Below are 13,706 nucleotides of genomic sequence, written 5' to 3' on the forward strand. Positions count from 1 at the left end.
TGACCGATGGTGGCTGAGTTCGGTGCTTCCTAGCCTGAGAGCATCACCCCTCCGGCGAAGGAAACCCCATGACCGAACAGAATCTGCATTGGCTCTCCGCTACCGAGATGGCGGCGTCGGTCGCGTCGAACAGTCTCTCGCCCAACGAGATTGCCGAAGCGATGATCCAGCGCGTCGACGCCGTCAATCCGTCGATCAACGCGATAGTGCAGTTCGATCGCGAGCAGGTGACGCGCGATGCGGCCGAACTCTCACGGCAACAGGAAGCGGGCGAGAAGCTCGGCCCGCTGCACGGCGTTCCGTTCACGATCAAAGATCTGACGGCAGTCGACGGGCTGCCGACCACGTTCGGGATGAAGCCGATGGCCGACAACATCGCGACGGGAAATGCCGTCGTCGTGGACAGGCTGCGAGGCGCCGGCGGACTGTTCCTGGGAAAGACGAACACTCCCGAAAGTGGTTACTACGGTGGCACGGACAACCACCTGTACGGGCCGACGCACAACCCGTGGAAGCTCGGCAACAGCGCGGGCGGGTCCAGTGGCGGTGCGTCGGCTGCCGTGGCTGCAGGCCTCGGGCCACTCGCCGAGGGCAGTGACGGCGCGGGATCGGTGCGTATCCCGTCGGCGCTCTGCGGGGTCGTCGGGTTGAAGCCGACCACCGGCGTCATCCCGCAGACCATCCTGGCCGGGCGCTTCTACAACTGGGCGTATCACGGTCCGATCACCCGGACTGTTGCCGACAACGCGCTGATGCTCGACATCATGGCCGGGCCGGACAATGCGGACCCGCTCTCGATCGAGCGTGCCGAGACCTCGTACGTCGAAGCCTCGAAGGGTGACGTGAAGGGCCTTCGCGTGGCGTGGTCGCCGAATCTCGGTCTCGGCCATGTTGATCCGGAGGTGCTGGCGGTGTGTCTCGACGCGTTGTCGGCATTCGAGGAATTGGGTGCCCGGATCACCGAGGCGACCCCGCAGTGGGGAAATCCGTCGGAGTCGATGTGGAACGGCATCTGGGTTCCCGGTTTCGCTTCCGAATACGACTTGCTCGACTGGGAGAACCAGCGCGGCGAGGTCGACGACAACCTGATCGAGATCATGCACGAGGCCGAGCGGCTCACCGGTGTCGACGTCGGGCGGGCCGACGCATTCCGCGGCGTCATGTGGGACACGTGGACCGCGTTCATGAACGACTACGACGTGTTGGTCTCGCCGACCCTGGCTTCGGCCACGTTCCCGCTCAGTCAGTTCGCGCCGTCGTGGCTCGAAGGTGCGTCGCTGCGTGAGCAGTTGCTCGATTGGCTCTTCACCTACCCGTACAACATGCTCAACAATCCGGCGATCACCGTGCCCGCTGGATTCACCGCCGACGGTCGACCGGTGGGGCTGCAGATCGCCGCACGTCACCGCCAGGACGCAGTGGTCCTGCGGGCTGCCGCGAACTTCGAAGCGGTGCGTCCGTGGGCGGACAAGAAGCCGGCCGATTCACTGGTCGTGGCCTAGCTCACACGATTGGCTAGATTGGTGTGATGACGTCTGTACTGCCTGATCGCGGCGCTGGACCTGACATGTTCGCGCCGCGATCGCCGGCGGCCGGGGCGTACGGCATTCTCGGCCTGTGCGCCGAAGAACTCCGCGCACGTGGACTCGCGTACTCGGCTGCGGCTGTCACGTACCGAGACCCGTCGAGCGGAAGGCATCGGGCTCTGGCGAGTTCCGGATACGACGACAGGGTGCTCGAGTTCCTGCTCGACGACTTCGTCGCCGATCGCAATCTCTTCGGCATCATTCGCGAGGCTTCGGGCGTGCCCGTGTTCTGGCAGGACGTGCCACGATTCGAGCAGGTCGAGATGGTCACCGATGTTCTGCGGCCGTCCGGGTACGCCGAGGGTGCCTCGGTCGCATTGGGGTTCTCCGGCCGTGAGGTGACCGGATTGCTGCACATGAGCTTCGCGGATTCCGGCGTCGTCGATCGCGTACGGGAGGTGGTGGCGGCGTCCAGCGCAGCCTGCTCGCGCGTCGTGGGGGACCAGGTGGCGCTCGATCGTGTCCATCTGAGCCCACGGGAGATTCAAGTACTGCAATTGGTGGCCAGGGGCGCGGGCAATGTCGAGATCGCCGAGGAGTTGTTCGTCAGCCGTCGCACCGTCGCCACCCATCTCGAGAACATCTTCGTCAAGACCGGAACCAATTCGCGGGTTCAGGCAGCGGTGCGCGCCGCCAAGTGGGGTCTGATCGAGTCCTGAGTGACGCCGAATCACACGAGTGGCATTTTGTTACCTGGCGTTCACCAGATGTGCGGCTCGTTCCGTGGCGCGAGTGTCCGATCCGCAGTACCGTCGGCAGTAACGAGTAACCAGAAGTTACTTGTGCGGGAGGTTCTGATCGTGACTGAAACACTCAGTACGAGAGGGCCGGCGCCCGGCCCTTGTTTCAGCTGACACAGCGTCACCTGACACCAGAGCCGTCCGGCCCAGCGAGCTGAGTTTGCGCGGGTGCCGCGCAGACCTAGGAGCCCAACGTGACTGCATCACGCTCCGTCTCTGCCCACTCGGCCCGGGCTGATCAATCAGCCGGGAATCATTCGGGAGATGCACTTCGCACGTACGTCTTGGATACCTCGGTACTACTGTCCGATCCATGGGCTGTCACTCGATTCGCCGAACACCACGTGGTACTGCCACTCGTCGTGATCAGCGAACTCGAAGGCAAGCGGCACCACCACGAACTGGGATGGTTCGCCCGAGAATCGCTCCGCATGCTCGACGATCTCCGGATCGAATACAGCCGCCTCGACCGTCCGGTACCGATCGGCACCGAGAACGGGACACTGCAGGTCGAACTCAATCACACCGACCCTGCGGTCTTACCCGTCGGATTCCGCACGGACAGTAACGATTCGAGGATTCTGGCGTGCGCGCTGAACCTTGCGGCGGAGGGCAAGGACGTAGTCCTCGTCAGTAAGGACATTCCGCTTCGTGTGAAGGCAGGCGCGGTGGGACTACCTGCCGACGAGTACCACGCTCACGACGTCGTGCCATCCGGATGGACGGGCATGACCGAGCTGGACGTCGCCTCGACGGACATCGACGAGCTGTTCAACGAGGGTTACCTGGACCTCGACGAAGCGCGAGATCTGCCGTGTCACACGGGTCTTCGCCTGCTCGGTGGTTCGTCGAGCGCCCTCGGTCGGGTGACTCCCGACAAGCGCATCCAGTTGGTGCGCGGTGAGCGCGAGGCGTTCGGGTTGCATGGCCGCTCCGCCGAGCAGCGCATTGCGCTCGATCTCCTCATGGACGAGAGCATCGGCATCATCTCTCTCGGTGGTAAGGCGGGCACCGGTAAGTCGGCCTTGGCTCTGACAGCAGGTTTGGAAGCCGTTCTCGAGCGCCGCACTCAGCGCAAGGTTGTCGTCTTCCGTCCGTTGTATGCCGTTGGCGGACAAGAACTCGGCTACCTTCCCGGTAGTGAGAGCGAGAAGATGGGCCCGTGGGCTCAGGCCGTTTTCGACACTCTCGACGGGTTGGCCTCGCCAGAGGTTCTCGAAGAGGTTCTCGCCCGCGGAATGCTGGAAGTGTTGCCGCTGACGCACATTCGCGGTCGGTCGCTGCACGATTCGTTCGTGATCGTCGACGAAGCGCAGTCGCTCGAACGAAATGTTCTGCTGACAGTGCTTTCTCGTCTGGGAACCGGCTCGCGAGTGGTCCTCACGCACGACGTCGCGCAGCGTGACAACCTGCGAGTGGGCAGGCACGACGGAGTTGCGGCCGTCATCGAAAAGCTCAAGGGGCACCCGCTTTTTGCGCACATCACACTCACGCGCAGTGAGCGTTCGCCGATCGCCGAGTTGGTGACCGACATGCTCGAGGAGTTCGGCCCCACTTCCTGAGAAGTGATCTCCCCGTGCGGACTTCGGTCTGCACGGGGAGATGCCTGGGTTTGAAGTTGTTCAGTTTTGCAGCGGTCCCAGTTCGTTGTCGAGAACTTCCTGCACGACACGCATCGCCGCCAGCCCCGCCGGAGCGCCGCAATACGCGCTCGCGTGGATCACGGTTTCGACGATCTCGGTGCGCGTCAAGCCGTTTCGCAATGCCCCACGTACGTGGCCTTTGAGTTCGTTCTCGGCGCGCAGCGCGATCAGCATCCCCAGATTGATCAGACTGCGACTGCGGCGATCGAGGCCGGGACGCGTCCATACCGAACCCCAGACGTTGGCCGTCACGAAGTTCTGCAGTTCTTCGCTGTCCGTTCCCCGGGTGCGCTCGAAGGCGGCGTCGACGAAATCGGCCCCCATGACTTCGGTGCGCACAGCCAATCCGGCGTCGAAGGAGTCAGGCGTGGTGTTTTCGGACATGGCAGGTTCGCTCGCTTTCGGCAGGTGATTTCAGGCCGGAGCAAGCCTACTTCGTGTCCCGGTCCCGACGACTGCGCGGCCGACCGCGGTCACCACGCCCCACGCGACGTCTCGCAGACTGAAGTAGTCCCGCCAGACGCAGACCTTGCCGTCGCGCAGTTCGAAAGTTCCGCATACCCAGAACTCGATGCGCAGCGGTCCGACGGTGAGGATGTCGGTGCGTTCGGTGAGCACCGTGGACTCGTCGCCGACGATGTGGTGCATCTCCGCCTCGAATTTCAGTGAAGGCTTGGTGACCAGACGTAGCGCTCGCACGACGGTCTTCTTGCCTCGCAGGGTGGGGAGCGAGACGTTCTGCCAGACGATGTCGTCTGTCATCAATTCGGCTGCGGCGTCCACGTCGAAATCGGTGAGGGCCGCGAACATTGCGTTCACCGTGGCTGTCGAACTACTCATGGGGTGTCCTTGGCTGATTATTCGGCCGGTGTTGCCCGGATGAAGGTACCGAGATGATCGTGATCGAAGTACTCCAAGGTTAGCGAGTTTCCGTCGAAGGTGGCCTTCGAGACCGTCCCGGCCGGTGCGTTCTCGCCGCTGAGCGGGAACGTGAAGGTGTTTCCGTCCCAGTGGGTCAGAGGGTACGTCGCGGCCGCGGGACCCATCGTCAAGGTCAGCGCACCGTTCTGCTGCGTCACGAGCGCGGGACCCCAGTACGGATTGCCGTAGTCGCCGGTCAATTGGTCTGTCGGTGGCGCGGGAGCGGGGGAGGCCGGCGGCGTCTTCCCGGCAAGTTCGCCCTCAGGGTCGGCTTGTGAGGCAAAGGACGCTTCGTACAGCGGGCGCCACTCGCGGGTGATCTTCCCGAACTGCACCAAATCGGCGAATTCGGCGGTCAAGGTCTCTGCGACGCCGGTGGGCGTGCCGTTGGTCAGAACGACTATGCCGACATCAGCGGAGGGAATCGTCACGAAATTGGTCCCGGCACCGAGCAGGAAGGCGCCGGAGTGGCTGGCGGTCACACGGCCTGCCGCGCTGTCGGAAACGTTGAACCCGTAGCCGTAGAAGCCGGAGCGTTCCCCGATTTCCTGCGCATGGCGCGAGACGATTTCCGGGTTGACTGCGGGCACGAGCGCCTCCGTCTGAACGACCTGCTGCCCCTGATACCGACCGCCCGACAGCACCATGTCCAACCACTTGGCCATGTCGTTCACCGAGGAGCTGACTCCACCGGCGGGGGATTGGGCGTCGGCGTCCCGAACCGGCCCTACCTTGTACTTTCCGTCTTCGAGGATGTGGCCGACTGTTCGATTTTCTCGGGCTTGGTAATCGGCGAACCGCGAAGACGTCGATGTCATACCGAGCGGACCGTAGATCGTGTTCTGCGACAGCGTTTCCCAATCGGTGCCCGCCGCGGCTGCAACGGCCTCCGCACCGGCAGTGACGCCGAAGTTCGTGTACTCGTATGTGATTCGGAAGGGATTGAGCGGTAGTTGGCGAAGTTTTTCGAGCACCTGGGCCCGGTTGTAGCCCAGGTCCTCCAGCCCGTCGCCGGCGTGGTCCGGTAACCCCGACCGATGCGTGTAGAGATCGGAGATCGTGAGGTGGTCGGTCACCCACGGATCGGCAAGCGCAAACCCCGGCAGTTTCGAGATCACCGGAGTGTCCCAGTCGACGGTCCCGATTCCGACTTCGTGGGCGACCACCGTGGCCCCGACCGATTTCGACACCGATGCCAGTTGGAACACGGTGTCGGCATCGACGGTGGCGCTCTTACCCGACTCGCGAACCCCGAATCCCTTTGCGTACACAGTCTTACCTCCGTGCACCACGGCCACCGCCATGCCGGGAACACCGGAACTTGCCATGAGGTCGTTCGCGAGGTCGTCGAGCTTCCCGACCGCGTCGTCGATTTGCCCGTCCGGGATCGGCACCCCGGCGTCGAGACCCGGGCTGGCGTCGCTGACGACCGGCCCGGGCGCCGAGGTGGTGTCTGAATCGGACGAGCATCCGGCGAGCAGGGCGACCGTCAGTACTACCGGAACCGCCGCTGCCGACAGTCGCGAGCTGTTTCTACTGGTGATGGACACGAGATTCTCCCTAGCAGGGTTGTCGTCGGTACCACTCGGTCAACCCAGTATCGGGGAACGGCGGGCTGATATTGGGACAAATCGGGAAACCTTGTAGCTACTTCGGGGTCTTGGTTGTCAGACTGCCGAGAATGGAGCCTTCCGTGACCGGCTTCCAAGGGAGCAACAACGCGACCAGCAGAGCGGTGATCAATGCTGCTCCGACTGTGAAGTACGACGCGATGGCGAAACCTTCCAGGCATGCGGTCTTCATCGTGTAGATCAGACTGTCCTTCTGCTGCTCGAAGAGCGGACTGATGTCGCGGGAGCGGATCTCGATGACGCTGAGCACGGACTCACGAGCGAAGCCTTTCTCCTGCGCCGACATCACGGCGTCGGGAATGGCGTCGACGATCGGAGCCACCTTGGACGTGTAGTACGAGGCGACGATCGAACCGATGACGGCGACGCCCAGGGTCCCGCCGAGCTCACGCGTCGTGTCGTTGACTGCCGAACCTGCGCCCGCTTCGTCGAGGGGCACCGAGGACATGATGGAGTCGGTCGCCGGTCCCTGGACAATTGCGAGGCCCAGACCCATGAGGACCATCGAGATCACGACGGGTCCGAGGTAGGGCGTCTCGACGGTCGTCCGACCCGCCAGGAACATCCCGCCGCTGAGTACCAGGAGGCCGAACACCATCACTGCAGTCGTGCCGAGTTTCTGTGCCGCCAAGGTGGCGACTGGGGCGCCCACGGCGACAGCTGCAGCGAAAGGCAAAGAGTGGATGCCGAATTCGAGCGGCGAGTACTCCCGAACGCCCTGGAAGTACTGCGTGATCAGGAACAAGAATCCGAACATGCTGAAGTAGCTGACAGCAATAGCCAAGGCGGGGAAAGAAAACCGCCGGATTCGGAAGAGATTCATGTTCAGGATCGGCGCGTCGGTGCGCAGTTCCCACGCTACGAATGCGGCCAACAACACTGTCGCAGAGAGGTATCCCGTGATGCTGAATGTCGAGACCCATCCGCGATGTGGTGCGTCGATGATGGTCCACACCAGAATGACGATGCCCAGTAGCGACAAGATTGTTCCGACGAAATCGAATCGGCCGACGTGGTGCGCCTTCGATTCCGGAACAACCAGCAGCACACCCACGATGACCAACAATGCTGCCGGAACGTTCATCCAGAACACCGAGTGCCAGGAGAAGTGCTCGAGAAGCCAGCCGCCCGCAGTCGGGCCGATGGCAATCGCGAAGCCGGCCATTGCGGTCCAGGCCGCGATGGCGATGGCTCGTTCTCTGGCGTCGGTGAAGATGTTGGTGATCATGGCCAACGTAGCCGGAAAGACAGCTGCGGCAAAGACACCCATGGCGGCTCGCGCCATGATCACCTGTTCGAGGTTGGAAGCCAAGGCGCCGACAAGCGACATCGCACCGACGCCGATCAAGCCGATGATCATCACTCGGCGGCGTCCGAAGCGGTCACCCAGGTGGCCGAAAGTGAGTAGGAACCCGGCGAAGGTCAACGTGTACGCGTCGACGATCCATTGCAGGTCGCTGACGCTGGCGAACAAGTCGACGCTCATCGTCGGCAATGCGACGTTGACCACTGTGTTGTCCAGCACGACAAGGAGTTCGGCGAGGCAGATGAAGATCAGCGCAGTGAATCGACGGGACTTGGTCATCATGGGCGCCGAGGGCGCCGGTGCAAGTGTGTGAGACATGTTTGTACGCCATCTCTGCTCCTGCGCGGACGGCAGCAGCGGTTGGAAGAAAGAGGGTTGGTCAGCTCGGGGCCGAGACCAGAGCCTTGAGGTGAGCGCCGATGCGATCGAGAGGCGCCGTGGTGTGCTGAGCTTTTGCCATCAGCGTCGCGCCTTCGATTGACGCGATCACGACGGTTGCCCACTGTGCTGCAGTCTCGGACGGCTGTCCCTGCTGCCAGAAGAACGATGTGAGAAGCGATTCCCACGAGGTGAAGGATTCGCCCGCAGCAGTTAATGCCGCCGGCGTCGACGCGCCCTCCACTGCCGCGGCTGCGACCGGACAGGAGGAGGTGAAATCGCTCTCTACCAAGCTGTTTCGAAATATCGTGACAACCGCGTCGATGATCTCCGGTGGGGAAGACTGAGCGATCATCGAACTGATGGCGGCACTGACGCCCCGGCCGAAGTAGGCAACTGCTTCGCCGGCCAGCTGTCCTTTGCCCTCGGGAAAGTAGTGGTACACCGACCCGCGGGGAGCTCCCGAGCGTTCGACGATCTCGGTGAGCGAGGTCGTCGCGATCCCGTGTTCCCGGAAGGCATTGATGGCGCCGACCAGCATCAGAGTGCGGGAATCGGAGTCGGCCATCCCGCCATCGTATGCAATCGCAGTGCTGTTCGAATCATCTGGTGCCGCTGATTCTCTTGGTGCTCCCCACTTGCGACGCGCTGCGGCGATCGGACAACGCGCCTGCGGGCCGGTCATGGCAACGAGGCGTCTCGAGGTGTGTTCATCACTGCCTCCCAGTATGTCGATCGGTATAGGAACGAATCTGAGACTAGATGTAACCGACAGACACAGTCAAGTGTTGTGTGCAGGTGGTGGGTATTGATGGAGATTCTTAGTGGCAAAACTGCCCGAACAGTGGTTATATCGTGCGGTATAGAGCTGTTGCTTCGAGCACCAGCTTCGGAGGAGAGGAAACGGCATGCCGGTACCGACGTCAGTTGCACGAAAACGAAGAATCGAAGTCGCAGTCGGGAAGTATTTCGCCAATCCGCTGGTCACCGGATTGAATCGGATCGGTTTGATGCCGTCGTTGATGAGCGAGATCGAGACGGTTGGACGCCGAACCGGTCTGACCCGCCGAGTGCCCGTTGCGATCACCTACGACGGTGACGAGGCGTGGGTCATTGCGCAGCATGGCACCGGCACGGGGTGGGGTGCCAATATCTCTGCGACGCCGAAGGTTCGGATCCGTCGCCGCGGCGAGTGGGTGGACGGACAGGCCCAGATCATGCCGGACGACGACGTGCCGGCGCGGGTGAAGACATTTGCGTCGGGGAAGATCAGATCGGCGCTGACGGCCTCTGCCTTTCGCGGATTGCAGACCGACCCGGTCAGTGTTCGCATCAAACTCGCACTCGATTCGTCAACCGATTGAATCAACGGGAGTTGAAATGGCCGGTGCGGAATGACCCGGTGCGTTCTCGTCGTTGACGAATGCAGCGGTGGCGCGATCGCCACCGCACACGACGAAGGAGCAGGGTCATGCGCATCGGAATCATCGGAGCCGGTCAGATCGGTGGCACGCTCACACGTAGGCTCGCTGCGCTCGGTCACGACGTGCGCGTCTCGAACTCGCGGACACCGGACACGCTTGCAGAACTGGAAGCCGAGACGGGTGCGAAGGCAGTCCGCAGCACCGAGGCCGCCGAGGGTGCCGAGCTGGTCATCGTGAGCATTCCGCAGAAGAACGTGGTTGATCTACCGGCGGGGATTCTCAGCGGTGCGGTCGCCGGTGCCCCGGTCATCGAGACCAACAACTACTACCCGCAACAGCGTGACGGTCTGATCGCCGCCATCGAGGACGGACAGACCGAAAGCGGATGGGTGCAGGAACACCTGGGTGTACCGGTGTTCAAGGCGTTCAACGGAATCTGGTGGAAGCATCTCCTCGAGAAGGGGCTTCCCGAAGGTGCAGAGGGGCGCATTGCGCTACCCATCGCCGGCGACGACGACGCGAACAAGCAGGTCGTCTTCGATCTGATCAATCAGTTGGGCTTCGATCCCGTCGATGCGGGAACGATCGACGATTCCTGGCGTCAGCAGCCGGGAACTCCCGTGTACGGCAAGGACTTCGATCGAGAAGCGACGTTGAAGGCATTGGCCGAGGCGAGCCCCGATCGCACCGACGAGTGGCGGGCAACCGCTGCGGTGTGAGTGCAAGGGTGGCGGTTTCCGAAGTGGAAACCGCCACTCTGTTGTTTGTTCAGTCCTTGACCTTCGCCATCGCCAGAACGTCGAGACGCTTGTCGAGTTCTTCCTCGCTCAGCTTGTCCGGGACGAGTCCGCGCTCGATGACGACCTGACGGATCGTCTTCTTCTCTTTGAGCGCCTGCTTCGCGACGGCTGCGGCTTCCTCGTAACCGATTGCCGAGTTGAGGGGCGTCACGATCGACGGCGAAGATTCGGCGAGTGTCTTGAGGTGCTCCTCGTGCGCGACCAGTCCGCTGACGCACTTGTCGGCGAACAGTCGAGAGACGTTGGCCAGCAAGGTGAACGACTCCAGCAGGTTGCGGGCCATGACCGGGATGTAGACGTTGAGTTCGAAAGCTCCGGCGGCGCCACCCCACGCGATGGCGGCGTCGTTTCCGATCACCTGAGCCGCAACCTGAGTGGTTGCCTCGGGCAGGACCGGGTTCACCTTTCCGGGCATGATCGAGCTTCCCGGCTGCAGATCGGGGAGTGCGATCTCGCCGAGTCCGGTCAGCGGACCCGATCCCATCCACCGAATGTCGTTGGCAATCTTCGTCAGTGAGACGGCGATGGTCCGCAGCGCGCCCGATGCCTCGACCAGTCCGTCACGCGCGGCCTGCGCTTCGAAGCTGTTCTTCGCCGGAGTCAGCGCGTCGACACCGGTCGACTTGACCAGTTCGGCAACAACTTTGGGGCCGAATCCATCCGGAGCATTGAGACCGGTGCCGACTGCTGTTCCGCCGATCGGCAGCTCGCCGAGGCGGGGGAGTGTTGCGTTGACGCGCTCGATGCCGGCCTCGATCTGACGTGCGTAGCCGCCGAACTCCTGACCGAGCGTGACCGGCACAGCGTCCATCAGATGGGTGCGTCCGGATTTGACGACGGTCTTCCACTCGGTCGCCTTCGTGGCAAGCGCAGCATGCAGATGTTCCAGTGCCGGAACAAGATCGGTGACCGCTGCTTCGGTAGCTGCGACATGCGTGGCGGTGGGGAAGGTGTCGTTGGAGGACTGCGACATGTTGACGTGATCATTGGGATGTACGTCCACACCGGCGGCCTTCGCGATGGATGCGATGACCTCGTTGGCGTTCATGTTCGAACTGGTTCCCGAGCCGGTCTGGAAGACGTCGATGGGGAACTGATCGTCGTGCTTGCCTTCGGCGATCTCGTTCGCGGCGGCGATGATTGCGTCGGCCTTGCCCGCGTCGAGGAGTCCGAGGTCCTTGTTGACCTGCGCACACGCTGCTTTCAGCAGGCCCATTGCGCGGATCTGGGTGCGCTCGAGCGGGCGCCCGCTGATCGGGAAGTTCTCGACTGCACGCTGGGTCTGTGCTCGCCACAGTGCGTCGATGGGCACCCGAACTTCGCCCATGGTGTCGTGTTCGATTCGGAACTGTTGATCGTTGCTCTCCGTCATGGCTCCACATTGCCACTTTTCGAGAGCGGGTAGGGGACTACGTCCCCCGTGAGCGGTTGAGGAGTGCAGGGACTCCCTAACCACTCACGGGGCGGAGCCCATCAGAACGTCGGGGGAACCGCGCCCTCTTCGCCGTCGAAGTCGACGGAGCTGTACTCGCGCAGCTTCTCGAGACGGTGGTACGCGTCGATCATGCGAACGGTGCCGGACTTGCTACGCATCACGATGGACTGCGTGCTGGCGCCGCCGCCGTAGTAGCGGACGCCGCGCAGGAGGTCACCGTCGGTGACGCCGGTGGCGCAGAAGAAGACGTTCTCGCCCGAGACGAGATCTTCGGTGGACAGGATCCGATCGAGATCGTGACCGGCGTCGATGGCCTTCTGACGCTCTTCGTCGTCGGTGGGGGCCAGCTTGCCCTGCAACGATCCACCCATGCAGCGCATGGCTGCTGCGGCGATGATGCCCTCTGGCGTTCCGCCGATGCCCACGAGCATGTCGGTGCCGGACTCCGGACGCGCTGCGGCGATCGCGCCGGCAACGTCACCGTCGGAGATCAGACGGATACGAGCGCCGGTGTCGCGAACGTCCTGGATCAGCTGGTTGTGACGCGGGCGGTCCAGGATGCAGATCGTGATGTCGGAGACCGACGCCTTCTTGACCTTGGCCACGCGCTTGATGTTCTCGGCGATCGGTGCGCTGATGTCGATGACATCTGCGGCATCCGGCCCGACAGCGATCTTCTCCATGTAGAACACGGCCGACGGATCGAACATCGCGCCGCGCTCGGCAACAGCCAGAACAGAGATCGCGTTGGGCATGCCCTTGGACATCAAGGTGGTGCCGTCGACCGGGTCGACGGCGAAGTCACAGTCGGGGCCGTCGCCGTTTCCGACCTCTTCGCCGTTGAACAGCATCGGCGCTTCGTCCTTCTCGCCTTCACCGATGACGACGATGCCGCGCATCGAGACTGAGGAGACGAGCTGACGCATGGCGTCGACGGCTGCTCCGTCGCCGCCTTCCTTGTCGCCGCGGCCTACCCAGCGGCCGGCAGCCATAGCACCGGCTTCGGTGACTCGGACCAATTCGAGTGCGAGGTTACGGTCCGGGGTCTCACGATGAGTGCTGCTGGCCGTCATGTGCGGTGCCTCCTGGCGCGGTCGCGGTCGACGGGGTGTGTCGACGCAGTGGTTTCTTCAGGCGTCATTGTCCCAGATGGGAGCGGCTACGTGCGCTGTCGGGTCGCCGCAGAGACGTTTTGTCTCGCTCGAGGGGGACCGGGAATCGTATCTACTGCGGAGTACCTGGATACTGGGGGTGTGGCATCGAAGAAACCCCGCATTCTCGAAGACAACAAAGACATGGTCTGGTCTCTCGTACCGTTGGTGCTGTTCTGCATCATCATTGCGGGCATCGCCAGCCAGTGCACGTTCAGTCCTGGCGGCCCGACACAGGGGCCTATCCCGAGCGTCGACGTGGACGCAGCTCTGAACTACGACGCGAAGGAACTCGGATTTCCCATCCGTAATCCCGGTGTTCCGGACGGGTGGACTCCGAACTCCGGCAGTCGCAAGATCATCTCCGGCGACGGCGGCGGAGATTCGAGCACTGTGGGATTCATCACGACCAGTGGTCGCTACATCCAGCTGACACAGAGCAACGCCGAGGAATTCCCGTTGGTGTCACATGTTGCCGGTGGACAGCGATTCGCGACCGGAGTCGAGACCGTCGGTGCCGATACGTGGAACGTCTTCGGCGGCGAAGGTGTCGAGTCGATCTGGGTCACCGACGTCGGGGATGTTCGCCTGTTGCTCACGGGCGCGGCGACGCCGGAAGAGTTCCGGATTCTTGCCGAGAAGGTCGGCGCAGCGCAGCCGATCACGCCCTAGGATTTGCGGTCGAAGCGGA

Annotated in this window: 13 protein-coding genes; 6 read left to right on the forward strand and 7 right to left on the reverse strand. The window is 62.9% G+C overall.

Annotation, left to right across the window (positions count from 1 at the left end):
* Nucleotides 1–68: 68 nt before the first annotated feature.
* The 3 genes from ACN50D_RS25775 to ACN50D_RS25785 all read left to right on the forward strand — a co-directional run bounded on the left by ACN50D_RS25775 (nucleotide 69) and on the right by ACN50D_RS25785 (nucleotide 3,888).
* Nucleotides 69–1,502: an amidase gene (locus ACN50D_RS25775; protein ID WP_211920642.1), complete on the forward strand. Its 1,434-nt coding sequence runs from the start codon at nucleotides 69–71 to the stop codon at nucleotides 1,500–1,502.
* A gap of 26 nt (nucleotides 1,503–1,528) precedes the next feature.
* Nucleotides 1,529–2,245 (forward strand): helix-turn-helix transcriptional regulator, encoded by a 717-nt coding sequence (locus tag ACN50D_RS25780; RefSeq protein ID WP_081558179.1) that lies wholly within the window; start codon nucleotides 1,529–1,531, stop codon nucleotides 2,243–2,245.
* Between the two features lie 275 nt (nucleotides 2,246–2,520).
* Complete coding sequence (locus tag ACN50D_RS25785) at nucleotides 2,521–3,888, forward strand: PhoH family protein (protein ID WP_099698614.1); 1,368 nt, start codon at nucleotides 2,521–2,523, stop codon at nucleotides 3,886–3,888.
* A gap of 60 nt (nucleotides 3,889–3,948) precedes the next feature.
* Here ACN50D_RS25785 and ACN50D_RS25790 read toward each other — a convergent pair whose 3' ends face one another.
* The 5 genes from ACN50D_RS25790 to ACN50D_RS25810 all read right to left on the reverse strand — a co-directional run bounded on the left by ACN50D_RS25790 (nucleotide 3,949) and on the right by ACN50D_RS25810 (nucleotide 8,773).
* Nucleotides 3,949–4,353, reverse strand: coding sequence for a carboxymuconolactone decarboxylase family protein (locus ACN50D_RS25790; protein WP_003945227.1), 405 nt, complete (start codon nucleotides 4,351–4,353; stop codon nucleotides 3,949–3,951).
* Nucleotides 4,354–4,383: 30 nt separating this feature from the next.
* On the reverse strand, nucleotides 4,384–4,809 hold the full coding sequence (locus ACN50D_RS25795) for a limonene-1,2-epoxide hydrolase family protein (RefSeq protein WP_007726363.1): 426 nt from the start codon (nucleotides 4,807–4,809) through the stop codon (nucleotides 4,384–4,386).
* Nucleotides 4,810–4,826: 17 nt separating this feature from the next.
* The gene (locus ACN50D_RS25800) at nucleotides 4,827–6,440 is read right to left on the reverse strand and encodes a serine hydrolase (protein WP_065455432.1); all 1,614 of its coding nucleotides are present in this window, start codon (nucleotides 6,438–6,440) and stop codon (nucleotides 4,827–4,829) included.
* Nucleotides 6,441–6,537: 97 nt separating this feature from the next.
* The gene (locus tag ACN50D_RS25805) at nucleotides 6,538–8,109 is read right to left on the reverse strand and encodes an MFS transporter (protein ID WP_211921057.1); all 1,572 of its coding nucleotides are present in this window, start codon (nucleotides 8,107–8,109) and stop codon (nucleotides 6,538–6,540) included.
* 97 nt (nucleotides 8,110–8,206) lie between these two features.
* Nucleotides 8,207–8,773 carry a TetR/AcrR family transcriptional regulator gene (locus ACN50D_RS25810; RefSeq protein ID WP_003945239.1) on the reverse strand — a complete coding sequence of 189 codons (567 nt, stop codon included), beginning with the start codon at nucleotides 8,771–8,773 and terminating at the stop codon, nucleotides 8,207–8,209.
* A gap of 340 nt (nucleotides 8,774–9,113) precedes the next feature.
* Here ACN50D_RS25810 and ACN50D_RS25815 point away from each other — a divergent pair, with 340 nt between their 5' ends.
* A complete protein-coding gene (locus ACN50D_RS25815; protein ID WP_211920641.1) occupies nucleotides 9,114–9,569 on the forward strand; it encodes a nitroreductase family deazaflavin-dependent oxidoreductase in 456 nt (151 codons plus the stop codon).
* 59 nt (nucleotides 9,570–9,628) lie between these two features.
* The gene (locus ACN50D_RS25820) at nucleotides 9,629–10,348 is read left to right on the forward strand and encodes an NADPH-dependent F420 reductase (protein ID WP_128637866.1); all 720 of its coding nucleotides are present in this window, start codon (nucleotides 9,629–9,631) and stop codon (nucleotides 10,346–10,348) included.
* 49 nt (nucleotides 10,349–10,397) lie between these two features.
* On the opposite strand, the gene ACN50D_RS25825 is transcribed toward ACN50D_RS25820, so the two are convergent.
* Both ACN50D_RS25825 and glpX read right to left on the reverse strand, forming a co-directional pair.
* Nucleotides 10,398–11,801 (reverse strand): class II fumarate hydratase, encoded by a 1,404-nt coding sequence (locus tag ACN50D_RS25825; RefSeq protein ID WP_042920861.1) that lies wholly within the window; start codon nucleotides 11,799–11,801, stop codon nucleotides 10,398–10,400.
* A gap of 101 nt (nucleotides 11,802–11,902) precedes the next feature.
* Nucleotides 11,903–12,937: a class II fructose-bisphosphatase gene (gene glpX, locus ACN50D_RS25830; protein WP_003945202.1), complete on the reverse strand. Its 1,035-nt coding sequence runs from the start codon at nucleotides 12,935–12,937 to the stop codon at nucleotides 11,903–11,905.
* A 180-nt stretch (nucleotides 12,938–13,117) separates the two neighbouring features.
* Here glpX and ACN50D_RS25835 point away from each other — a divergent pair, with 180 nt between their 5' ends.
* Nucleotides 13,118–13,687 (forward strand): DUF4245 domain-containing protein, encoded by a 570-nt coding sequence (locus ACN50D_RS25835; RefSeq protein WP_003945206.1) that lies wholly within the window; start codon nucleotides 13,118–13,120, stop codon nucleotides 13,685–13,687.
* Nucleotides 13,688–13,706: the final 19 nt, after the last annotated feature.

It is taken from the genome of Rhodococcus sp. SB1D, assembly GCF_048573875.1.
Classification (GTDB): domain Bacteria; phylum Actinomycetota; class Actinomycetes; order Mycobacteriales; family Mycobacteriaceae; genus Rhodococcus_F; species Rhodococcus_F qingshengii.

Bases quoted from the DNA above. Each gene is read 5' to 3' on its own strand.
- ACN50D_RS25775 (WP_211920642.1), top strand. From the start codon at position 69: ATGACCGAACAGAATCTGCATTGGCTCTCCGCTACCGAGATGGCGGCG.
- ACN50D_RS25780 (WP_081558179.1), top strand. From the start codon at position 1,529: ATGACGTCTGTACTGCCTGATCGCGGCGCTGGACCTGACATGTTCGCG.
- ACN50D_RS25790 (WP_003945227.1), bottom strand. From the start codon at position 4,353: ATGTCCGAAAACACCACGCCTGACTCCTTCGACGCCGGATTGGCTGTG.
- ACN50D_RS25795 (WP_007726363.1), bottom strand. From the start codon at position 4,809: ATGAGTAGTTCGACAGCCACGGTGAACGCAATGTTCGCGGCCCTCACC.
- ACN50D_RS25805 (WP_211921057.1), bottom strand. From the start codon at position 8,109: ATGATGACCAAGTCCCGTCGATTCACTGCGCTGATCTTCATCTGCCTC.
- ACN50D_RS25810 (WP_003945239.1), bottom strand. From the start codon at position 8,773: ATGGCCGACTCCGATTCCCGCACTCTGATGCTGGTCGGCGCCATCAAT.
- ACN50D_RS25815 (WP_211920641.1), top strand. From the start codon at position 9,114: ATGCCGGTACCGACGTCAGTTGCACGAAAACGAAGAATCGAAGTCGCA.
- ACN50D_RS25820 (WP_128637866.1), top strand. From the start codon at position 9,629: ATGCAGCGGTGGCGCGATCGCCACCGCACACGACGAAGGAGCAGGGTC.
- ACN50D_RS25825 (WP_042920861.1), bottom strand. From the start codon at position 11,801: ATGACGGAGAGCAACGATCAACAGTTCCGAATCGAACACGACACCATG.
- glpX (WP_003945202.1), bottom strand. From the start codon at position 12,937: ATGACGGCCAGCAGCACTCATCGTGAGACCCCGGACCGTAACCTCGCA.